Here is a 22,118-nt window from a genome sequence, read left to right on the forward strand (position 1 = left end):
GAGTGGCGCTTTTCGTGCTGCTAGCCAAGGTCGAGCTTGTCCACCACGTCGGCAACCCGCGCCCGCTGAACAGTTGTGAGCCCTTGGATCGGCATCGGCAGGCACTTCTCTGGTGCGAGGCCGAGGTGCTCAGCGATCGCCGCGACTACGCGCAGGCTACCCTCGAACTCCGCGAACAGCCCCCACAGCGGGGCAAGTCGCTCGGACTCTGCCACCGCTTCAGCGGGCCGACCTTCCAATGCTGCACGGGTGATCGTCACCGCCGGGTCTGGGAGGGTGCCACCGATGACCGAGTACCAAGCATCGCAGCCTGCGTTCAGCCCACCGGCTGCGAAGGCGTCACCGGACACGCCGATTGTGACGTGCTCGGGCACCACCGCTCGAATTGCCGCGACTCGCTCACGCGTCTTCTGGGGATCAGTGGGGCCGGGGATCTTGATTGACGCGACACCGGGCAGCTCGGCGATCCTCGCATAGAGATCGGTGGTGAACGTGAAGTGGGTGGTGCCGGGGTTGTCATACACGATCACCGGCAGCCGGGTGTGTTCGGTGACCGCGCGGTACAGCTCAAACACGTCATCCGCGGTGAGAGGCTGGTACGTCATCGGTGCCAGGAGTACCCCCGCAGCGCCCGCGGTTTCGGCGTTGTCGACGTGAGCGAGGACGTGGGAAGTGCGCAGGCCCCCGACGCCAACAAAGACCGGAGTACTCCCGGCGTGTTCGACGGTGAGTCGGGCTACGCGGGCGCGCTCCTCCAGTGTGAGGTAGGCATAGGAACCAGTCGAGCCGAGAGCGGTGATCGAATCTACCCCGGCCTCCGCGAGACGCACGACCAGGCGAACGAACGCGGCCTCATCAACCGCGTCACCGTTGAGCGGGGTGAGGGGGAAGGCGCTGAGGCCGGCGAAGATGCTCATGACTTCTCCTCAAGTTCGGGGATATGTTCAAGGCCGAGAGTCGGGTTACCGTAGACGGTCTGCACCTCGGCGATCACGACGCGGTACTCGCCGAGCCATTCCCCGTACCGTGACTTCGCAAGCCGGTGAGTGTCCACATCGACGAGGTTCCGCAGGGCGTCGATGTCGGTCCAGTAGTAGACCTCGGCGTGCAGGCCGGTGTCTTCGTTGTGCCAGGCCTCCTCACCCAAGAATCCTGGGATCTGGCGGGCACGCAGCGCAATCTCGCCATAGAAGCGATGGAACTCGTCGGTGAGATCCTTCGTCTCGAAGATGAATGTCGAACTGAACTTCGGGGTCGCGGTCATAGTGCCTACTTCGTTGTCGCGGGTGTCTCGGCGGGAACGGGGTCGGTCCTTCGTGCCCCGCCGCGTTGCGCGGCGGCGCCGGCGACGATGACGAGGGCGATGCCAAGCAGTTGCACGAGAGTGGGTGCCTGGCCGAGCACCAGCAGCCCGATGAGGAGGCCGAAGGCTGGCTCGAGCGAGAGCAGCGTGCCGAATGCCGTGTGGGTCATCCGGCGCAGGGCGAGCATCTCGAGCCCGAACGCGATCACCGGGGTGATCAGAGCGATCCCCGCGGCCGCGGCCAGCACCCACCAGGTGAGGTCACCACTGATGACTTGGGGCAGCCCGATCGGCAGTGTCGCCAACGCGGCGATCGGTATCGTCAGCGACAGCCCGCTGATGCCCGAGAAGCGATCGCCGATGTGCTGTGTGAACACGTTGTACAGTCCCCAACAGGCTCCCGCAGCGAGGGCGAAGCCGACCCCGGCGAGGTCGATGTCCCCGTGCCAGGGCTCGGTCAGTAGTACCACGCCGACGAACGCGAGCAGCGACCACACGAGCGCGCTCCGGTGCTTGCTCATCAGGGCCGCCACGGTGAGGGGGCCGAGGAACTCGATCGCGACCGCGGTGCCCAGTGGGATGCGTTCGACGGCGGCGAGGAAGAATGTCGTCATGAACCCCGTGACCATGCCGAGCGCGGCCAGCGCCGGGAGGTCCTTGCGGCGGAGGGAACTGATCGCAGGGCGGGCAATCATCCAGAGGAACACCGCCCCGAAGCACATGCGTAGCCACGCGGTGCCGGCCGCCCCGACCTGCTCGATCACGCTCACCGAGAGCGCGTTCGACAACTGGACGGCGATCATTGCCGCGACCGCCATCGACCACGGAGGCACTCCCATGGTGCGCCGACCGGTCACGGGGCGCCGATTTGACGCCGCAACACACGCACCTCGCCGCCGAGACCGGTCAGGGCATCGGCGAGTGCGTCTGCCGCCTTGGTCAGGGCATCGTCTGTCATGGGTGCGAGGGCATCGAGAATGAAGAACGCCGTATCCGTGGCATCGGAAAGGGCGGTGCGTCGTCCCTGCCGCCAGTTCCAGCGACGGCACGTCCCGGCGCCATCGCACCAGATCACCTCGCCGAGTTCCGGATGCTCGATCACCGTGTCTCCGTTCGCGGCGGTGTCGAATGGTTCCTCTCCGGTGGCGCGGGTCAAGCGGGCAGCGCCGTCGTAGAGGTGGAAGTCTTCACCGCCGAGCGGAATCTGATGCAGCACGGAGATCGCGTTGTAGATGTCGGTGAGCGCGTTCACCCGCGGGAGGCCATGCTCGGCGCGGCGGGTAAGAGCTTCGAGGCTGTTGCGGTTGCGTTGCGGCTTCGCCCCGAACGCCCGATACGCCTCCCGCCACGCTGCGATATGCGGCAACTCCTCAACAAGGGAAGCAGCGAGTAGCGCGCGGGAATGAGCCTCAGCTGCCGCGACCAACGCATCGAGATGTGCACCGCCGCTCCGATTGCTCGCGTCGGGGGCGAGGCCGTCAACCACGAGCAGCATGGCCCGGTAGTCCGGGCGCAGATCGAACACGGCAGGGTCCACTGCGCTGGCGTCCAGAAACTCGATCGGGGTCATGGGGTTAGGCATTCGGGATCTCCGTTCTGTGCGCGGCACCGACGCCCGGTTCGAAGACCGTGAGCGAGAACCGGGCAGGCTCGTCATGACAGTTGATGTAGGCGTGGGCGATGTCACCGTAGAACGACAGTGCGTCGCCGGTGGCGATCTCGTAGCTCTCGCTGTCGACTTCAACGGTCAGAGCGCCGTCCTGGACGTGCAGTAGTTCCCGGGTGCCGTCGGCATGGGCTTCGCTCTCATGGCGTTCGCCCGGAGCAAGAGTCCAGTCCCACAGCTCGACCACGTCCGGCGCCTCTGTGCCCGCGACCAGCACCCCCTTCCCGCCAAGATCTCCGCTCCACAGCACTGCGCCCTCACCTCGGCGGGTGATCTTCGCGGTGCGCGCGGCGGGTGGCTCGACCAATGCAGGCAATCCAACACCGAGCGCATCCGAGAGTCGCAGCAGCGTACCGATGCTTGGATTGACCCCGCCCTGCTCCACGTTCACGAGCATGCGGCGACTCACGCCTGCTGTCGCGGCGAGCTGGTCGAGCGTCCACTCGCGACTTTTGCGCTCCTGCCTCACCCGCGCACCAATGGCTCGCGCCAGTGTCTCCGCAACTTGATCCATGTGGTGCATAATACTGCACTAACTTGGCACTGTCGATGGCTGACCAGTTCTTGCCGGATCCTTCAGAAATCAGCGGAACTGTTGTCTAGTCTCTCTGCTCAGGCCCGCATTGATCCGGCGACGAGGCAAGCATCGATGGAGGAATCGACGCGCAGACCGAGCGCAGTTCGTCAAACCGCGTCGGTGCTCTCGGCCGCGAACCGCGGCATTGCAGACATCATGAAGCTGAATGCCCAAACGCGACGCGGTCGTCGTTGACTGAGCACAGTGGATCTTTTGGCACCGTGGTCCACAGCTGTTGGACGCGCCGACCTCCACGGCACGGCCAGCGCTCGGGACCGTCGTCAGACCTTCGCGGCGGCCGCCTCGCCCATCCTTGTCAAAGCGAGGGTGAGGATCGCGCTTGAGGTCGCAAAGTTGAGCCGCACATACCCGTCTCCTCCCGAACCGAAGATGTGCCCGGAGTTGAGTGCGACTCGCGCCCTGTCGCGGAATAGCTTCGCAGGGCCGTCGATGTCGGTGGCGACCGCGAACGTCGTGCTCGCCGGGGTGGTGCGCGGAATCGCGAGCTGTCGGCAATCGAGCCAAGCCAGGTAGGTGCCTTCAGGTGGGATCCACGACAGCTGTGGAAGGTGCTCCTTCAGGAGCCGCCCGAGGAGGGCGCGGTTCGCGTCGAGGCCGCAGAGAAGGTCGTCGAGCCAGTCAGTGCCGTACCGGAATGCGGCCGTGTGCGAGATGACCCCGAGGTGGCTCGGTGCGTAGTCGATCTCGGCTGGCACGCTTCGGAGATCCGCGGCGGCCTCGGGGCCTGCAATGGCGAGTGCGGCTTTCAGCCCCGCGAGGTTCCACCCCTTCGATGCCGAGATGAAAGAAATCGCGTCCTCCGAGCCGGCGACGGTGAGGTAGGGGACGAAGTCCGCGCCGGCGAGCACCAGTGGGCCATGGATCTCGTCCGCCAACACCCGCACACCAGCAGAGCGGGCGATCACGGCAAGAGCCTCGAGCTCGGAGCGGGTGTGGACAGTGCCGGTGGGGTTGTGCGGGTTGCAGAGCAGTATGACGCATCGCCCGCCTTCGCTTTGAACTCGCTCGATCGCGGACGTGACCGCATCGGGATCGAGGCGGCCCGACGGTGTGAGTGGCGCCTCGATGACCTGACGGCCGGCGTGGGCAATGTAGGAGAAGAAGGGCGCGTAAACGGGTGACATGACGATCACAGAATCTCCCGGCTTAGTGCTGACGCGCAGCACCTCGACGATGCCAGTCATTACCTCGGCGAGCACCCGGGTGTCGGCGACTGGCAGATCTGGCCACCCCCAGCGTGCGGCGGCGAATTCCGCGACAGCCTCGGCGTAACCGTGACGCGAGGCATAGCCGGTGTCCCCAATGTCGATCGCGTGCCGGATCGCGTCCGCCACCGGCGGCGCGAGCGGAACGTCCATCTCCGCCACCCACAGCGGCAGCAAGTCGGCATCGTGCGCCTGCCACTTCTGGCTCGTGCGCCGACGCAAATCGTCCAGCGTGAGCTGCTCCAGTGGGTTCGGGCGCAGGGATGAGGTCATTTGAGCAGCCTAACTGCCGGACTCGAACGTGGACGAGGAGGCCTTGGTGCTTGCAGCCAACGATGCCAGCTCCGCCACGTGAGGGAGGCTCCCCGACGCCCACCTGCGTGTCTCGCGGATGAATGTTGCCGACTCAGTGGTTCGAGCAGGACGAATGGGTATACCTGCCGCAAACTGTCGATCAAGTGAACGTTCCTGTCGCCCGTGGTGTGCCCGCAGGGGGACACCTGGCAGCAGCAGACTTCGAAGTTGGGGAGGGTACTTCCTGGTATACCTCGGAATGCAGTCCAGTGGATTCATTCGCCCCGTCCTCTTTCACGAGTAGTCCCGGAATCGCGCGCGCGCTCAGCGATCTCGTCATTGAACCGGTGAAACTCGTCCTCGAAGGGCTTCGATTGGAATATGAAGGTGGATGTATAGATTTCAAGCCTCCGAGGGGGACGAAATGCTGCCCAAATTTGGACTCAGGTTAGACGAGGTCTGCGACCGGCGTTCAATCCGCGTCCAATGCATTCGCACGAGCAACCGCGCCCAGCCAGTGAGCGCTCGGGCGAGGGATGCGCGCGAACGTGTCCCGGTCGACTGCGACAAGACCAAACGTGGGCCTATATCCATGTGCCCACTCGAAGTTGTCCAACAAGCTCCAATAGAAGTAGCCGCGCACGTCGACCCCGTCATCGATCGCGGTGAGGACTTCGCCGAGCGCCGTGCGCACGTAGTCGATGCGTCTCCGATCGTCGGCCGCGGCGATCCCATTTTCCGTGACGATCAGCGGTACGCGCGGAGCGATGCGGTGAGCCTCCCGCAACGCGGACCCGAGCGCCTCGGGGTAGTACTCCCAGTCCATCAGGGTCCGCTCTGTTTCGTCGCTCACGGGTAGGGGACCGTCGGGGCCGACGATCGTGCGGCTATAGGCCTGGACCCCCAGCCAGTCGTCGTCGACGGCCACCTCCAGGAACCGGGTTTCCCGCTCGTAAGCGTAAGCAGCGGACAGCTCGTCCGGGCCGTCCACCCCCGAGAAGGACTGGGTCGCGACGGCCCAGCCGACCCGCGGGCCGACCTCGGCGCGAAGGGCGTCCCGCACTCGGAGGTGCGCGCGAGTCAAGCCGTCCGAGATCCGGGAATCCGGATCCGGCAGCCCCGCGGGCGCGACGTATCCGGGCTCGAAGTAGCGGGCGAACGATGCCGCGATGTTCGGCTCGTTGAACGTGCACACGTACGCCGCCTCGGTCAGCAGCGGCGCGACCGTCTCGCAGTAACGCAAGAAACGATCGGCGGAGTCGGCGCGTGCCCAGCCGCCGCCCTTGGTGAACCAGAACGGAGAAGTGAAGTGGTGCAGCGTCACCGTCGGGCGCAGACCGGCGTCGAGGACGGTCGCGATCATCCGTCGGTAATGGTCGAGCTGCACCCGCGAGAACTCGCCCGGCTCGGGTTCGATCCGCGACCACTCGATACTGAAGCGATATGAGCCGAGGCCGAGGCCGGCGACGATGGCGACGTCTTCGGGGTACCGGTGGTAACTGTCGCATGCGTCACCACTCGGCTCGGCGCACGGTCCGTCCGGTCGGTGTTCTAGCTTCCACCAGTCCGAAGCGACATTGCCGCCTTCGATCTGATGGGCCGCCGTCGCCGCACCCCAGAGGAATCCGTCAGGGAATTGTCTCGTCATGTCACCCTCAGTAATCGTAGAACTCCGCCCGGAGCATGCCCGTAGAGGTCATGATCAGGGGGATCGGAAAAAGATCTGGCGACCCTGCCACCCGGGGTGGAATCCGGACAGCGGTGCCGGATGCGGTCTCGTCGCCGTTGAGACGCCCGCACGTCTGCCAGTCCCCGTCGAAGTCAAGTTCGGTGACTGCCAGGATGCCCACCTGCCGACCGTCCCGATGAGAGGGAATGATCGAGACCCCCCGGCCAATGGCGACGAATCTCCCAGGCTCTTCTTCAACTACGGCGACGTAGCCGACCGAACCTGCACCCGTTCCGGGGAGCGACGACGGAGCGACCGTGAGCGTCAAGTCGCCGAACTCCATCATCGACGGTGGTGCAGCGTGGTCGACAATGGCGGCTCGGGATGGACGCTCCGGGTGTCCTACGAGGAGATCCGCCAGCGCGCGCACTTGACGATAGCCGTCGACGAGCGCAGATTCACCGGGCGAACCATGCTCGAGTGAGTCGACTCCGAACGGCGACACTCCGGCGGCACGGAATTCGCCGACCGCCACGAGCATCTGCGCGACCCCGAGTTCGCTGCGTCGCATCTCCGGGATGAACAGCATTCCGCTGGCCTCGAAGAACGCCGCGCAGGTTGCCGCGAAGTCTCCGAAGTAGATGTCCGGCGCTAGAAGGGCTATGGTCGGCGCGCCCACCGCCCAAATCGGAGCGACGCGGGCAACAGGCCCGCCGCTCGGGTATCCGCCGGGTTCCGCTCCGCCTGCCAATGCAATGGGCTGGCCCGCCGGCGACTCGATCTCCACCTCGGTATTGAGCCACGCATTCACAAAGTACGGCACCGGGTGCTCGGCTGCCCCTGCGGACGCGACAGCCTCGATATAGGTGGAGAAGCCCCACGCCATGAACGCCTCGTCGCCTTCGACGGAGCCCCCAAAGATCTCCGCCCAGGTGCCGGCGCTCCGTCGACCTGCGGCCGTCCACGACCGGGCCGCGGGAATATCCGGCGACGAAGCGAGGGCGTCGAGCAGCGCCTGGGGAACGGTCAGCGCCCATGCACCTTCGGCAACTGGGCTCCGGTCCCGGGAGTCACCGAGCAAGCCCACCTCGTTCTCGATCTGCACCATGACAACGCGCCCGCCGTGGTCCGACTCGCGGATGTGAGCCATGAGTTCTGCGAAAGCCGCGGCGTCGGCCTCCCGCGCCGCCCCCGAGAATGGCGACACATGCTCGACCGGGCCGGTGAGAGTGTGTGCACGCGGGAACTGGGCGGGATCAGACTTAACCCATCCGGGCACATAGCTCGACGTCGCGTTCTTCCACGAGCCGAACCAGAGGGGAATAAGCCGCACGGCCTCACGGTGAGCGGCCTCCAACATCCCGTCGATCTGGCTGAAGTCGAAGACGCCGGGGCTCGGCTCCAGAAGCTCCCAGGTCACGGGGGCGAGCACGGTGTCGGCGCCGAGCTCACGGGCGCGTCGGAACGCATGATCCGTCGCCTCTCGTGTCCGCGTACTTGAGTTGTGCACCTCACCGCCGATGACCAATGTGGGGCGGCCGTCGACAATAAGTCCTTCGGCTCCCATTCGTGGCAAGGTACTAGTCCTGTTCACGGAGCTCCTTTCGATGGTAGTCACTTGATCGCTCCGGCGAGGATCCCGGTGACGAACTGCTTCTGGAAGATGAGGAAAAGGATCATCGTTGGAATTGTCGCGATGGCGGTGCCAAGCAGGAGGACCCCGTAGTCGGCCTCGCCGAGACCGACGAGCGTGGCTAGGAACACCGGCGCAGTGTAGAGATCGGGATTCGTCAGCACTAGGAGCGGCCAAAGGAATGAGTTCCACTGAAACATGAATAGCAGCAGCCCCAGCACGGCGAGCGCCGGCCGGATCGCCGGTAGCGCGATCCGGTAGAAGATGCCGAGTTCGCTCGCGCCGTCGAGCCTGGCCGCCTCCATGAGCTCGTTAGGGAAGCCTAGGAAAGCCTGCCGCATGAAGAAGATGCCGAATGCGTTGAAGGTGAACGGCAGGATGACGGCCTGGAGTGAGTTCAGCCAGCCGAGCGTGGTCATCATCTCGAAGAGAGGGACCAGGGTCACCTGGAAGGGGACCGTCATCGTCACGATGATGACGATGAGAAGTGCCTGGCGACCGCGGAAGGGATACTTCGCGAGGGCGAACCCGGCCATCGCCGACACAAGCCCCGCGACGGTCGTGTAGACCGCGGCCACAACAAGGGACATGAGGAGGTTGCCCGCGAATGTCGTGCCCGCGAATAGATTGTCCAGATTTTCCGGTAGGAAGTCCCCCGGAAGCAGTGCCGGCGGCGCGCTGAAGATGTCGGAACTGGGCCGAGTGCCCGCCACGAACATCCAGTAGATCGGGAAGAGGCTGACGATCCCGCCGACGATCAACACGGAGTGTAGGAGGAGAGAGCGCATGCCGATCCAGCGCGCGCGCACACGCCGCGAGAGGGTCATCGAAGTCATTCGTCGTCCTTCGTCCGCAGCAGTCGCATCTGCACGATGGCGAGCGCCATCACGATGAGCACGAGCACATAGGCCATCGCCGAGGCGTATCCGAAATCGAGACTCTTGAACGCCGTCCGGTAGAGGTAGAGCACGATGGTGAGGGTGGCTCCCGACGGGCCGCCCTTTGTCAGAATGTACGCCTCGTCGAAGAGCTGCAGCGCGCCAATCGTGGATGTGGTCAGGGCGAAGAGGATGACCGGGCGGAGCAGCGGGACGGTGATCGAGCGGAAGCTCTGGAACGCGTTGGCGCCGTCGATAGAGGCCGCCTCCTTGAGGCTCGGATCGATTGCGGACAGACCCGCGAGGAAAATCACCATGTTGTAGCCGGTCCAGCGCCAAGTGACCGAGGCGATGAGGGAGACACGCGCCCAGAATGGGTCACCGAGCCAGTTGATCGGCTCGATCCCCGCGAAACCAAGAAACTGGTTGAGAACCGTTGAATCGCCGTTGAGCAGAGTTCGGAACACGATCGCGTAGGCGAGCAGCGCCGTGACCGCTGGCAGGAAGTAGACGAGACGGAAGCCCTGTTTGAATCGAACGAAGCTCGAGCGCAGCGCAACCGCTAGCAAGAGAGCGATGGTCAGCATGATGGGCACTTGGACAAGCAGGATGAGGAACGTGTTGCCGAGTGCCTGGGCGAAGTCGGGGTCGGACAGTAGTCGCGTGTAGTTGTCGACACCGTCCCAGACCATCACCCCGTCTTCACGCGTCTGGAAGCTCAGGATCAGGCTGCGCCCGATCGGGTAGATCTGGAACGCGGCGAAGAGCACAAGGGCTGGCGCAAGGAACATCAAGTGAGTGCGACGGCGCCGCAATCGACGGAAGGGTCCCCCGCGCCGGGACGACGCACGCGGCGTCGTCCCGGCGGGAGCGCTGATCGTCGTTGTCATCAGTCGATCTGGCTGGTCAGTTGTGCCGACGCGTCTTTGAGCGTGGACCTCGGGTCGGCGCCCGACACGAGGATATTGCCGATCGCGTCGATCACGATCTGATCCGCCTTGTCGTAGTCGGCCGTGAGGGGCACGGCCGGGATGTCGCTGATCGTGCTCGCAAATAACTGCCAGACCTTCTGGCCTCCGTAGTAGGGGACGTCGGTGGTGAACGCAGGCTCCGAACTGGCCGCGAGCAGCGAGGACATGTTGCCGAGCTCCATCATCGTGTTAGCCGAACTGGCCTCGCCGAGGGCGAAGGTCGCGAAGAGGTAGCCGCCCTCCGGGTTCTTGGACTTCGCCGGGATCAGGAGGTTTGAGCCGCCCTGGTTCGAGGCCCGCACTCCGCCGGCTTCGGCGGCCGGGAGCTCGATGACCCCCCACTTGCCCTCGAGTTCTGGGGCCGCACCTTCGAGGATGCCCGCGAACCAGACCGGCATGATGTGGGTGGCGACGTCGCCGGACTTCAACGACGCGAGCATGGCGTCCCAGTTATTCACGATCTCGGCGTAGCCGCCGTCGACTGCGCTCTGTAGTCGGGTCGCCGTCTCGATCGCCGCGTCGCTGGCGAGGTTGGACTCGCCGTCATCGGTGAAGTACGACTCGCCCTGCTGCTGCAGAAGGATACTGAACGCCTGCGACGTGTCCACCTCGATCGGGAACAGCTTGTAACCGTCTCGTGCGAGCAGGTCACCGGCGGCGAGGTAGTCATCCCAGGTATGGATCGACGCGGCGTCGATTCCCGCGGCTTCGAACAAGTCGGTCCGGTAGTAGAGCGCGACCGGCGCTACGTCCCAAGGCACGCCGAACAGCTGGACGTCGGGACCGGTCAGCGCGGGCCACTTCGAATCGGCCCACTCGTCCTGCCGCTCATCCAGCCCGAACACGCTGAGATCGACGAAGCCCTCCGGGAAGTTCTCGGTCACGGTCTTGACGCGCTCGCCGGTGACCGCGACAACGTCGGGGAGGTCGGCGCCGCTCTGAAGACCGACGGTTAGGCGGGTGCTGACGTCGTCGTAACCGATGACCTGGAGGTCGACCTTCAGGTTGGGGTACTCCTCTTCGAAGGCCGGCACGATCGCCTCGAGAGCGGTGTTCGCACCTTCCCAAGTGAGGACGGTGACCGTGCCGGCGACTGCTTGTGGATCGTCGATGGGACCAAGGTCTGATCCCGGTGCCGCCGCACTGCAACCGGCGAGGAGGAGGGCGGCGGCGGCAGTTGCGGCGGCGGCCGGATACAGGTGGAACCTCCGAAGCGAACGCTTCATGATGGGGAATCTCCTTTGACTCGAACTGTGGATGACTGCCGATTCCGGTGCTTCGACTGGAGCAGCGAGACGACCCTACTTCAAAAATGGGTTACCTGCTACATTTTTTTTGAACGCGGATTCCATGCGCCGCCACGGTTCCGTATGATGACACCCATGACCGCCGAGATGAGCGCCTCCGAGAAGCCTGTGGCTCSCCGCGCGTACGCGAAAACCGCGATGCGGAAGAAGCAGATCGTCGAGGCGGCGACGTCGGTCTTCGCTACGCGCGGGTACAACGGAGGCTCGCTGCGCGAGATCGCGAGCCAGCTCGACGTCGGCATGACGAGCCTCGTGCACCATTTCCCGGACAAGATCGTGCTCCTCCAGGCGGTTCTCGACCACGCGGACGACATCGGAAACGGCCCCTTTCATGAGAACTGCCGGCGATACGGGGTGCGGTTCGGCATCCTCGATCTCGCCGAGCGCAACTTCGATCACCCGGAACTCCTGCGGATGCTCGCGATCCTCGGCGCGGAATGCTCGTCGCCCGACCACCCGGGCCATCCCTGGTTCGTCGAGCGGTACGCGCGAAGCCGCGCGGATTTAGCCGCCAAGGTCCGGTACGACCAAGAGCGCGGCCTCGTCCCCGACCACCACGACCCCGCCGTCGTTGCCGAACTCATCGTGAGCGTCTGGGAAGGCGCACAGTTGCAGTGGCTTATCGACCCCTCGAGGAACAGTATGCTGCGGGTGATGGAGGTCTTCTTCGACGATCTCGGGGCTCGCTAGCTGTCCTAACACACTCGGCATCACGCCGAGGTTCGTCAGTCGCTGTCTGTGCTCGGCGCGAGCGCCTCCAGGGCGCCGTCGCCGTCGTCAAACCCTCGGTCTCGGCCGTCACGACGATTGGACCAACAGTGCTCGGGCGAACGACGGCGATCAGGCAACCTTCAAACGTGGTGTGCGAGGACGAGACGTACGCCTCCGAATGTCAGGCCGCCCGCTGCCGAGGGCCTGGAGGGAGCCTGCCCGCTCGTCTCGGACGGTCACTCGTCGCGTCTCGGAAATGACGAATGCTCCTGCCGAGTCATGGAGCGCGATCTCTATGAATGCGAGATCGTGATCGTCCGCTAAGGTCGATTCTCGGTCCACCGCGACAGCCAGACCCGCGGCGCCTTCGGGGCCCCGCAGGGGAAACGTTCCCGTCTCGACACCGCCCGCTGAAGCGACCGCGACAGTTGACGGCGACCCTCGTTTTGTGGCCAGTTGACAAACTTGCGCCCGGGGAACCGGACCAATTGAGTACGGGTGTTGCACTCGCGAGACTTGATGCGCGCACGTTTATTCAACGTTTATTCACTCCAGATCGCCCGAGGCGAGTCGAGGCATCTCGATATAATGAGAGAACGTCACGCAAGGAATCCCTAGTCAGGTCGAGATTACTCGAGGTCGAACGAGATGAATCGACTCGTGGGGGGAGGCCCGGGTGGAGCCCGCCGGTCACGGGTTCAAGTCCCGTCCGCCCTACTCTTAAATCCCTGATCAAGTGCTCTTAATCGTAATGCGTTTGCATGGGATTTGGTCACTCTTTCACATTCGGGCATGGGTTCAAGTCTCATTCCTGCGACAAGAAATTTGGCTTGATCTGGGGTTTCTCGAACAAGACTTCCGAGTCCTTTGCAGGTCGTTCAACGTTTATTCGACACGCTTTCAGTGGCCTTGACGTGGGGAGGCCGTGAAACACCCGTGTCGCTCTGCGGATCCGAGGCTGTTGACGGCAATTGACTCGGCGGCTTTCCGTGCACGTTTATTCAACACTTATTGGTTGCGATCGGGTCTCGGGATCAAGTTGGCCCGGGCGCTCATCGGAGCGTTCCGGTCTCCCGGGTGTGCGCGGCGAAACAGGGGTCGTGGAGCCAGTGGATCGCGTCGTCCGCGAGGTCCTCGCTGCGGGTGTTGCGCACCAAGTGCGGCTCAAGCTGCAATGCCTCACCGCCAAGAACTCGTAAGGAAACTCGAATCCACTATCTGATCTGGGTTGTATATCTTCGCGGGATGGTAGGGACTTTTCTTGGGGAGGATTCCCCCCGCCCCTAGGTCCCATTATGCAGTTCAGGAGCCACCCAGACCGACGGCAGCCCGTGAGCTGGAACTCGGATAGTGAGCGTTGGCGGGCAGCTGCACCTTCCTGGCTGGCACCCGTCGCCTTAGTCGGTTGTCGCGATTGGCTGTCGCCAACCGAGCGGACGGCGAATACGCCGATCGATCGCTCGCAAATCTAAGTGTGGGTGCGCGGCAAGCTTCTGTTGGCGGCGCACCGTCTGAGCTTGAAGAGTCGCGCGTCGACGGCTCCGAATTCATGACGGAACGACACGGTCAGGCTTGCCAGCGTCGCCTTCGTCGCACTGCTCTGTTCGGCTCGCCGCTCGCGCGAGTGGCACGCCGGGATACGATCGCTGCGGACAGTCTCATGTTTCGGTTGTCCCATTAAGCAAGGATTGCGAATGGCTAGCTTTGGTCCCTTCTCCGTCGATGCGGCGAAGATCAACGCCCTCGGCGGCACCTACTTCGGCGCGTTCATCAATCGTCTTCTGACGATGGAGATCGCCCGCGCCGGAATGGCTGGCTCGACGTTGGAAATCACCTATATCCAGAATCTCGGTGACGGCGGCGTCGACGCCGGTCTCCGACGTGCGCAAGCGACTCGCTGGATTCCGGAGGGCGACAGCGCTTGGCAGCTCAAAGCGGGCGACCTGACCCCGGCTGACTGCAAGGCGGAACTTCGCGGCGCCGGCGAGGCACTTGCCATTCTTCGCGCCGGAGGCAAGTACCGCCTGGTGCTTGGGGCATCACGCACTGCGAAAATGATCGCCGCCCGCAGAAAGGCGCTGCGTGACGAAGCGGTAGCCCTCAGCATCCACGTCGATGACGACACCTTCGAGGTATTTACAGCCGACACCCTCGCCACTTGGGCCGAAGACCATCCGGCACTCGCAGTCGACCCGATCCTCGGCGGTATCGGCACGTCGAGCATGACCTTCGAGGACTGGACGCAAGCGGTCCCGAGCACCAGAACAATTTGGGCAACGTCCGACGAACGAGACAAGATCATTGGCGTGCTCCGTGACGCAATCACGACGGGAACCCAGCGGGATCTGCGAGTCGAGGGCGTCAGCGGCGTGGGCAAAACCCGCCTCGTGCTCGAAGCGCTGCGAGGGCAACTCTATGAGTCACTTGTGGTCTACGTGCCGGCCGCTGACCAGTTCCATGCGCCGTTACTCAAACATCTCGCAAGCGATGGACGAACGGCGATCGTCGTTATTGATGAATGCGACCGAAAACAGCACGAGGTTCTCACGTCCGCTCTAGTCGCCGGCTCCACGACGACTCTCATCACCATCGGCGAGCCGACGTCGACCGTTCTCAGATCTTCGGCGATCACTCTGCCCGGGATGGACGACAATGCGATGGAGTCACTCCTCGCTCTCAACGCTGGCGAATTGTCGTATGAAGCCCGCCGGGTCGTCATCGAAGTCGCCGCGGGCAACGTGGATTACGCCTTACAGGCTGCGGACGCGATCGGCAGGAATCCGACATCGGCGGGCTCATATATCACTGTGGACGATGTTAAGACGTTCATCGTCGATGAGTTCCCGAAGGGCAATCTTTTCGTCGCGAGCATGGCGCTGGCGCTATTCAGCCGATTCGGCCACGACGGCGAGGTCGCTGTTGAGCTCACGACGATCGCCGAAGGCCTCGGTGTTCCAGAAACCGATCTCAGACTCGCCGCCCGCGAACTGGACAGCAACAGCTTGATGTCGAGGCAGGGGCGCTATCGGAGTGTCGGACCGTTCCCCGTCGCCGTCTATCTGGCGAAAGCGGGCTGGGATCATTTCGGCGGCCGAATCGTCTCCGACCTGATGCCCACGTTGGGCGCCGAGATCCTCGAAAGGCTCTTCCGCCGTGCCGCGGACATCGGCGAGTTCGACATTGCCGTGTCCGCGGTCTCAAGCATGCTGCCCTTGGGCGGCACACTTGCCGGCCTGGCCGCGACAGGAGGAACGAGAGTACTGCTTTCCCACTTTGCCGTGATCGCACCGGTCGAAGTCTCAGACCGGCTTGGCGCGCTGCTCGACAACGCGACGGACGCGGATCTCAGGGAACACGATGCAGTTCGTCGTGACATCGTCTGGGCATTGGGGAAACTCGCGTGGCACTCTGACACGTTCGAGCGCGCTGCGACGTCGCTCCTTCGACTCGCTTTGGTCGAGACCGAACAGTTCTCGAATAACGCCAGCGGATCGTGGGTCGATTTGTTCGGCACATTCCTCCCGTCGACGGCAGCTGCGCCCGCCCAACGCATTGCATATCTCGCCGCCGTTGCCGAGTCCGACGACTCGCAGAAACGACTTCTCGCCGCGCGGGCGGCGACCCATGCCCTCGATCTATATGGGACCATCCTTGTCTCTGGTGAACTCCAGGGCGGTCGAGTCGTCGAACCACGCGGCACGGCTACGTTCGCAGAAGCCGCCCCTTACATGTCAGCGGCCATCGACCTGCTGAGGAATTTGGCGGAAGACCCAGACGGCGCCGTGGCCGGTGCTGCGCTCAAAGCGCTAATTGAGTCGATGCCCCGTCTTCTCGATTTCGAACCTGTCCGACGCCACCTTGGCTCTGCGTTGGGCACCCTACCGTCCGCAGGCCTTCGGGCAGTGCGCGCAGAGGTCGCCAGCATGCGATCGCTATACGACGAGTCCGCGGAGGCGAGATCTCGACGCCTGCTCATTGATGAGATCGACCAGGCTCTACCCCACGCTTCGGCAACGGACGAACTCTGGGTCCTCGCACATTCGAACGCTTGGAGCTTGGAAGAAGATGCTCTCCTGGAAAAGCTGAAAAAGATCGCTGGCAAGCTGAACGATCCGGCTCAAGCGCTCATGGATCTCATTGTCATGCCGGAACCCCTAGGGGCGGCCTTCGATGTCGGGCGAGCACTAGCGGGGCTCGGTGATGACGAGCTTCTTCCGAAAATCGAGAAAGTGATTGACACGCCAAACTTTCCGGTGCTCGTTGGATTCCTCATTGGGCGCGTTGCCGCCGGCGACGCAGATGCGTTTGACCGTTTCATCGACGGAGCCGAGCTCACCGATGATCAGGCGTTGAGCGTCACCGTGAGCGGTGTGCACAGCGCCCGAGCTGATGCACGAGTCGAATCGCTAATAGGTGGAGTGAGCGTTGCCAAGGGCGCGAGAGCTCTACTCAGCTGGGCGCGCGAGTACGGCGAATCGGAGATCGCTCGGTACGTCCGAGCATGGACCCCCCGCATTGAGACCAAGGACGACTATGACGCGGTCCTGAACTTCGTTTCTCTTCACATGCGTCGACTCGGCGAAGATCTGCCGGAGCTCGACGACCTCTTGTTCCCGCTGGTCGCCCGACGCAAAGACTTCCCCGACATCCCCCGCCATCATTACCGCTGGGACAAGCTGGCGGTGAGGGCAGCAAAGAAGTTCCCGGTCGAAGTCGTCAGATTGTTCGCTGATCTCATTGAAGCCAACGGGCTTGGAATCTTGGGCGACTCAGCCGAGAGGCAGGCGTTAGAAGCCTGTGTCCGTCTCGGCGGTCCAGCCGCGTGGCTCCTGCTCATGGATCGCATAGAAGGCGGTGCGTGGCGGGTCCGAATGTTCACGGAAGGCTGGCTGGCCGACTCGACAGAGATCTCCGTAGTACGTGATTGGGTCGGTGCCAGTGTGGAGCGCGCACGGTTGGTCGCAGCCGCCGCTTCAGTCGGAGACACGGAGATCGCACCGATTGCGCGCTATCTCCTTCAGGATTTCGGCAGTGATGAAAAGGTCATATCAGCCCTCTCCTCTCAATTCTCGAGCGGCGGATGGTCGGGCAAGGAATCCGAGCACATCGCCCTTCAGCTCGATCAGCTAAATACATGGATCTCGCGTGACGGGGAATCCGCCGCCGTCAAAGGGTGGGGGAGGAAGCTATTGCTCTCGTTGCAAGGAGAGAAAAAACGCGCTGCGGAGCGCGAGGCCGAAGAACTCTGGTGATGCGTCGAAGCCGGTTATCGCTCGGGATCGCTGGACAACGACCCTCCCGGTGGCTATCTAGTTGCCCCAGGCGGGGCGCTCACCGGGCAATTTTCCGGCCAGCCTATGAAGAATCTGCCGAGCGCCCGCAGAGGTTCGGCGCAAACTGATCTTGGGTGAAGGACCCGGTCGCCGCCGTCCAATGACCGGCTCTTGCGCGCGGATGCTCGGCGAAGAGTCGGGTTCAACTGTCTTCGGATCGTGGACTACGACATGGCGCGGATCGCCGACATCGTTCGGGAGGCGGCGACGCTGCACCTTCAGCCGAGCTTCCGGGCCCTCGGGGCTGACCCGGTCTGGGAGAAGGCGCCTGGCGAGGTGGTGACGATTGCGGACGAAGCCTGCGAGGCAGCTCTGGCCCCGCGTTACGCGGCGGTGCCCGGCAGCGTGGTCATCGGCGAGGAAGCCGTTGCAGACGATCCGTCGGTGCTGCGGCAGCTGTCTGGCGAGGAACTGGTGTGGCTGCTCGATCCATTGGACGGAACGCGAGCATTCGTGGCAGGGTCGCCGGACTATGGTGTGATGGCCGCGCTGCTCCCGCGTGGCGAAACCGTGCTGGCCGTGATGCATCAACCCGAGCATGGCGCAACGTACGTTTCAGGTCGAGGGACAGGAGCATTCCATATGGAATCCGGCGCTCGGCTGTCCGTGCCGTCTCCGCCTCGTGAACATCTCTTGGGCGCGGGGATGAAGCGCTTCCTGCCGCCCGAGGTTCGTGACGCGGTAGAGGAGAACGAGCATCGGTTCACGACGCTCGAGCTGCGCACTGGTGCCGCCTGCATCGAGTATCCGTCGATCGCCGCAGGAGAACGAGATTTCATGTTGTACTGGCGGACTCTCACGTGGGATCACGCTCCGGGTGTCCTCCTGCTAGCCGAGGCTGGAGGTGTCGCGGCCCATCTGGACGGAGCCGCCTACGCGCCAACGGCACAGCGAGACGGGCTCTTGGTCGCTACCAGCGACGTCGTCTGGCACGCTGCTGCGGGTTCGCTTGGACTGTAAGGCGTCGATGGTCGCCTGCTGCCCTCAGGCCATACCGGGCGACACACGTACGTCAGGATTGCCGGTTATGCAATGCGACGACGGGTTGGGAAGGGCCTCCATTCCGGTCATCACCACGCCAAGAAGACGCCAGTGAACCGCCACATAGCTGCCACGCACCCGCCACTCCATTCTCGCCGGAGTGATCAACGCGCGTCAGGGGGCCCCAACCCTCGAGTATCCCGGCGCGCGATCCTCGGTGGTCCTCGTAGAGCGACTCGTCGCCGCTGATTCGCACATTGCTGAGTCCTGCTCGGTGTCTTGATGGTGATGTCCGTTGTTGGCTGGAGGCGCCTTCAGTGCGACCTCGAAGGCGCGCCGTCGACCGGGCGGCACGGGAGGAGGATGCTGGTGCTGAGCTGCCTCCGCCGCGCGGTAGAGCGGAAGCCAGGGTGGAACCCGACACCTGAGCGAAGGAGCTCCCAGAACTGGGGGCAGGCGCACTCCTCCCAAAACACGCCCCCTGCGTGTTCGCTGAAATGTGTGCGCTCCCCATGCCTAAGGTTTCAATAGGGAGGGTGTAGTGAAAATCACTAACGTAACAATCAAGCGGTTCAAACAGTTCAAAGATGACGAGCTTGAGCTGCGAGACGGGCTCACCATCGTGGCCGGGGGCAACAACGCTGGCAAGTCATCACTTTTGCAAGCGCTGGCTGTGTGGGAGTTCTGCAAGGTAGCCACGTTGGCAGAAAAGGGCGCTGTCGCCCTCACTGCCGGAGGCCTCGGAGCCCAGGGGTTAGGAATTGGGGACGATGAGTTTTCTCCGATCAACGTGCCGACCCTGAACCACCTCTGGACGAACCTGAGATCCTCAAAGGTGCCCGACATAGACCCGGACGGGTACACGCTTTCAATCGGGTGCCGTTGGGAGGGCGAGGGGGACAAAGAGGGACACCTCCAGTTCTCTCTGTCCCTTGCCAATGATCGTCTGTTCGTTAAAGTTTCCGATTCAAACTTGGCTGACGGAGATCCCGTTCCGACCATCGCGTATCTTCCACCCTTCGCTGGAATCTCGGCAAGGGAGGAACGAGCTACAGGTGCCATGCGACGTCGCCGAGTTGGCGAAGGTCTCGCGGGAGCTGTTCTGCGAAACCTCCTTTTGGATATGCGTCTCGCCAATACGAGAAAGCGCGACGAACTCGCAAAGGGCAAGACCAGGGTTCCAGAGAAGGACCTCGCGGATCTCAGAGAGTCGGACCCCTGGGAACTGTTACAAAGTACTCTGAGAGAAATCTTCTCCGCGGAGATTGTCATGGGCGAGTTCAACGAGGAGTACCACTCGTATATCCAAGCCAACGTCGTCAAAGGAACTGTGGATGGATACAAACTCACGCGCCACCAAGGATATAAACCGCGCGACCTAATGGTCGAGGGAAGTGGATTCTTGCAGTGGCTTAGCGTATACACGCTTGCGACGTCGCCAGCGACGGATGTCCTCCTTTTCGATGAACCAGATGCTCATCTTCACGCTGCCCTTCAAGCTCAAATGGTGGAACGACTTTCGCAACTGGCTGCACAGTTTGGGAAACAGGTTCTGTTGGCTACACACTCAACCGAAATCATCCGCGCCACACCAGCGGCGGAGATTCTGGAGGTGCGTAATCGTTCTAGCAACCGTTTCCGATACCTCGGCCAAGACGAACAAAAAGTTGGATTGATGGTCGGTATAGGTAGCGACTATGCGCCTCGCATCGACCGAGTGAGAAAAACCAAGCGAATGCTGTTCTACGAAGGGAAGTCTGATAAGCCCATCCTCGTCGCACTAGCAAAGGTGGCCGGAATAGATTGGCCGCAAAACATCGCTGACTGGCAGACGAGCGACCACGTGAAAGAGCGAAAGATCGTTTGGCGGAATCTCCGCTCGGAATTCGGCGAAGTTGAGGCACTCAGTATCCGAGACAGGGACGACGAAACCGCAGGGAGCGTGGAGTCAGACCTAACGGACAAAAACAACGGCCATGAAGAAGGCTTCATTGCATTGAAGTGGCGCCGCCGGTACATCGAGGCGTATCTGATATGGCCGGACGCGATCGCCGCGGCGGCGAAGATCGATGTCGATCAAGTCAAAGCCGATCTGGACAAAGAATTTGGGTTTGGAACAATCGGCGTGGCCTGGACCAAGAGCGACGCCGCAGACGCTTTCATGGATTGCAGGGCGAAGGAGGTGCTCGCGCATTTCAAGGTAAAACCGCTCGACGTCGCCAAACGGCTGCCAGCAGAAGCAGTTTGCGAGGATATCAAGACTTTCCTTGGCGCGTTGACCGATCTTGCTTCCTAGGCCAGTGTCGCGAACGCAGCATTGAGCCCCGCGCCACCTGCCGCTAGTTGTCACCCGGGTACGGTTCGGTGCTGTCGGTCGACGGACGCGGCGTGCCCGAGCCAACAGGTCACCTCGGCGGGCTTGAAACCAGCGGCGATCCAGATGGACGCACTCAGGTGCTGAAGGTCGTGGAGCGCATGGCGGGTAGCCCGAGTGGATCCTCTAAGTAGGTTCGGCGCACACGGACCACGCCTGCGACGCCGCTCTCGTCAAGCCGGTTGGCGCCAACGTACCGACCGGGCCAGAGTAAGGCGTCGAGGTTTCGAGAGTTCGGGCGCCTCCTTGCGTAGGCGTAGCTCTGCGATCGGCCTCTGAGCATCAGCGGACTCACCCACCGACCGCCGAGACGTCGGGATACTGAAGACCCAGCTGACGCCCAGGCAGCGGGCGCGCCGGCGTACGGGTACATGCCCAGTAAGCGAGTCCAAGTCACGGCACCCGCAGCTCAGAGTTGAGGGTTGTGTGCCACCGGTGAGAGATTTGATGCGCGCACGTTTATTCAACGTTTATTCACTCCAGACGGCTCGAGGTGAGTCGAGATATCTCGATAGCATGAACGGACATCTCGCAAGAAATCCCTAGTCAGGTCGAGATTACTCGAGGTTGATCGAGATAAAGCGGCTCGCGGGGGAGGCCTCGACGAAGCCCGCCGGTCACGGGTTCAAGTCCCGTCCGCCTACTGATCGAGTTTCGATCTCCCGCGTGTTTGCTGGGCAGAACGGCCGTCAGGTAAACAAAAGTGGAGAGTGCCAGAACCACTCTCCATTTTCACACTCCACTTTACTCAGACGTTGGTATTGGTATCGGGCCGCGGGGCGAGCAAGCGCTCCAAAAGCTCTGCGTGGTCCACGAGCTGTCCAGGCTGCTCGACGTAGTGCGCCATCGTGACCTTCATCCTTCTGCCTCGACATCTGCGCCGCCGCATCTGGTCCCGCATCCCTCCAGACGACCGTGCCGACAGTGCGCCGGAAGCTGTGCGGGGTGTCGTCGCGCGCTTCTCTCCACGCGCGTCGGATGTTCGAAGGACGAATGAAGCCACCGGCAATACTGGTGAACACGAAGTCCTCGGGTCGGTTCAGGCGGATTTGTCGTTGGAGCGCTGTCGCAACGAATGCCGGGAGCACGTGAATGTCACGGGTATCCCGGGTGGTCCCAACGTCTTCTGCCTTCGTGTGAGCTTGGTAGTGAATCGTGTCTGCCTCAATGAGAGTTCCGGAAACTACCAGCGTGG

The 22,118-nt window shown here is 63.0% G+C and carries 16 protein-coding genes; 4 read left to right on the top strand and 12 right to left on the bottom strand.

Translation table 11 applies throughout. From position 1 onward, the window contains the following. Positions 1-20: 20 nt before the first annotated feature. The 11 genes from ASC66_RS11445 to ASC66_RS11495 form a co-directional block, all read right to left on the bottom strand. Positions 21-917, bottom strand: coding sequence for a dihydrodipicolinate synthase family protein (locus ASC66_RS11445; protein ID WP_055839391.1), 897 nt, complete (start codon positions 915-917; stop codon positions 21-23). Continuing rightward, positions 914-1,264: an antibiotic biosynthesis monooxygenase family protein gene (locus tag ASC66_RS11450; protein WP_055839394.1), complete on the bottom strand. Its 351-nt coding sequence runs from the start codon at positions 1,262-1,264 to the stop codon at positions 914-916. The genes ASC66_RS11445 and ASC66_RS11450 overlap by 4 nt, the downstream gene beginning before the upstream one ends. 5 nt (positions 1,265-1,269) lie before the next feature. Then, positions 1,270-2,142, bottom strand: a complete 873-nt coding sequence (locus tag ASC66_RS11455) for an EamA family transporter (protein ID WP_235496870.1) — start codon at positions 2,140-2,142, stop codon at positions 1,270-1,272. Positions 2,143-2,156: 14 nt separating this feature from the next. Beyond that, positions 2,157-2,912 (bottom strand): B3/B4 domain-containing protein, encoded by a 756-nt coding sequence (locus ASC66_RS11460; RefSeq protein ID WP_353612524.1) that lies wholly within the window; start codon positions 2,910-2,912, stop codon positions 2,157-2,159. Beyond that, complete coding sequence (locus ASC66_RS11465; protein ID WP_055839400.1) at positions 2,878-3,483, bottom strand: helix-turn-helix domain-containing protein; 606 nt, start codon at positions 3,481-3,483, stop codon at positions 2,878-2,880. The genes ASC66_RS11460 and ASC66_RS11465 overlap by 35 nt, the downstream gene beginning before the upstream one ends. Positions 3,484-3,827: 344 nt before the next feature. Continuing rightward, entirely contained in the window at positions 3,828-5,045 is a 1,218-nt protein-coding gene (locus ASC66_RS11470; RefSeq protein WP_200944808.1) for a MalY/PatB family protein, read from the bottom strand. A gap of 493 nt (positions 5,046-5,538) precedes the next feature. Beyond that, positions 5,539-6,714 carry a glycoside hydrolase family 1 protein gene (locus ASC66_RS11475; RefSeq protein ID WP_055839409.1) on the bottom strand — a complete coding sequence of 392 codons (1,176 nt, stop codon included), beginning with the start codon at positions 6,712-6,714 and terminating at the stop codon, positions 5,539-5,541. Positions 6,715-6,721: 7 nt separating this feature from the next. Continuing rightward, complete coding sequence (locus ASC66_RS11480) at positions 6,722-8,302, bottom strand: DUF5597 domain-containing protein (RefSeq protein ID WP_055839412.1); 1,581 nt, start codon at positions 8,300-8,302, stop codon at positions 6,722-6,724. Between the two features lie 47 nt (positions 8,303-8,349). Then, the gene (locus ASC66_RS11485) at positions 8,350-9,156 is read right to left on the bottom strand and encodes a carbohydrate ABC transporter permease (protein WP_157509770.1); all 807 of its coding nucleotides are present in this window, start codon (positions 9,154-9,156) and stop codon (positions 8,350-8,352) included. Between the two features lie 44 nt (positions 9,157-9,200). Further along, positions 9,201-10,037, bottom strand: coding sequence for a carbohydrate ABC transporter permease (locus tag ASC66_RS11490; RefSeq protein ID WP_055839415.1), 837 nt, complete (start codon positions 10,035-10,037; stop codon positions 9,201-9,203). A gap of 98 nt (positions 10,038-10,135) precedes the next feature. Next, positions 10,136-11,443, bottom strand: coding sequence for an ABC transporter substrate-binding protein (locus ASC66_RS11495; protein WP_055839417.1), 1,308 nt, complete (start codon positions 11,441-11,443; stop codon positions 10,136-10,138). A gap of 156 nt (positions 11,444-11,599) precedes the next feature. Between ASC66_RS11495 and ASC66_RS11500 the strand changes: the two genes are divergently transcribed. After that, positions 11,600-12,214 (top strand): TetR/AcrR family transcriptional regulator, encoded by a 615-nt coding sequence (locus ASC66_RS11500; RefSeq protein ID WP_055840366.1) that lies wholly within the window; start codon positions 11,600-11,602, stop codon positions 12,212-12,214. A 150-nt stretch (positions 12,215-12,364) separates the two neighbouring features. On the opposite strand, the gene ASC66_RS18620 is transcribed toward ASC66_RS11500, so the two are convergent. After that, positions 12,365-12,742, bottom strand: coding sequence for a hypothetical protein (locus ASC66_RS18620; protein WP_353612525.1), 378 nt, complete (start codon positions 12,740-12,742; stop codon positions 12,365-12,367). A 1,187-nt stretch (positions 12,743-13,929) separates the two neighbouring features. Between ASC66_RS18620 and ASC66_RS11505 the strand changes: the two genes are divergently transcribed. The 3 genes from ASC66_RS11505 to ASC66_RS11515 all read left to right on the top strand — a co-directional run bounded on the left by ASC66_RS11505 (position 13,930) and on the right by ASC66_RS11515 (position 20,845). Beyond that, the gene (locus tag ASC66_RS11505; protein ID WP_055839419.1) at positions 13,930-17,487 is read left to right on the top strand and encodes a hypothetical protein; all 3,558 of its coding nucleotides are present in this window, start codon (positions 13,930-13,932) and stop codon (positions 17,485-17,487) included. A 240-nt stretch (positions 17,488-17,727) separates the two neighbouring features. After that, a complete protein-coding gene (locus tag ASC66_RS11510) occupies positions 17,728-18,528 on the top strand; it encodes an inositol monophosphatase family protein (RefSeq protein WP_082492275.1) in 801 nt (266 codons plus the stop codon). Positions 18,529-19,090: 562 nt separating this feature from the next. Further along, positions 19,091-20,845 (top strand): ATP-dependent nuclease, encoded by a 1,755-nt coding sequence (locus ASC66_RS11515; RefSeq protein ID WP_055839422.1) that lies wholly within the window; start codon positions 19,091-19,093, stop codon positions 20,843-20,845. Positions 20,846-22,118: the final 1,273 nt, after the last annotated feature.

The sequence above is a fragment of the Leifsonia sp. Root4 genome (genome assembly GCF_001425085.1).
GTDB lineage: Bacteria > Actinomycetota > Actinomycetes > Actinomycetales > Microbacteriaceae > Microterricola.

Excerpts from the sequence above, each read along its gene's own strand:
- ASC66_RS11445 (WP_055839391.1), bottom strand. The coding sequence starts at position 917 with ATGAGCATCTTCGCCGGCCTCAGCGCCTTCCCCCTCACCCCGCTCAAC.
- ASC66_RS11450 (WP_055839394.1), bottom strand. The coding sequence starts at position 1,264 with ATGACCGCGACCCCGAAGTTCAGTTCGACATTCATCTTCGAGACGAAG.
- ASC66_RS11455 (WP_235496870.1), bottom strand. The coding sequence starts at position 2,142 with ATGGGAGTGCCTCCGTGGTCGATGGCGGTCGCGGCAATGATCGCCGTC.
- ASC66_RS11465 (WP_055839400.1), bottom strand. The coding sequence starts at position 3,483 with ATGGATCAAGTTGCGGAGACACTGGCGCGAGCCATTGGTGCGCGGGTG.
- ASC66_RS11470 (WP_200944808.1), bottom strand. The coding sequence starts at position 5,045 with ATGACCTCATCCCTGCGCCCGAACCCACTGGAGCAGCTCACGCTGGAC.
- ASC66_RS11475 (WP_055839409.1), bottom strand. The coding sequence starts at position 6,714 with ATGACGAGACAATTCCCTGACGGATTCCTCTGGGGTGCGGCGACGGCG.
- ASC66_RS11480 (WP_055839412.1), bottom strand. The coding sequence starts at position 8,302 with ATGGGAGCCGAAGGACTTATTGTCGACGGCCGCCCCACATTGGTCATC.
- ASC66_RS11485 (WP_157509770.1), bottom strand. The coding sequence starts at position 9,156 with ATGCGCTCTCTCCTCCTACACTCCGTGTTGATCGTCGGCGGGATCGTC.
- ASC66_RS11490 (WP_055839415.1), bottom strand. The coding sequence starts at position 10,037 with ATGTTCCTTGCGCCAGCCCTTGTGCTCTTCGCCGCGTTCCAGATCTAC.
- ASC66_RS11495 (WP_055839417.1), bottom strand. The coding sequence starts at position 11,443 with ATGAAGCGTTCGCTTCGGAGGTTCCACCTGTATCCGGCCGCCGCCGCA.
- ASC66_RS11505 (WP_055839419.1), top strand. The coding sequence starts at position 13,930 with ATGGCTAGCTTTGGTCCCTTCTCCGTCGATGCGGCGAAGATCAACGCC.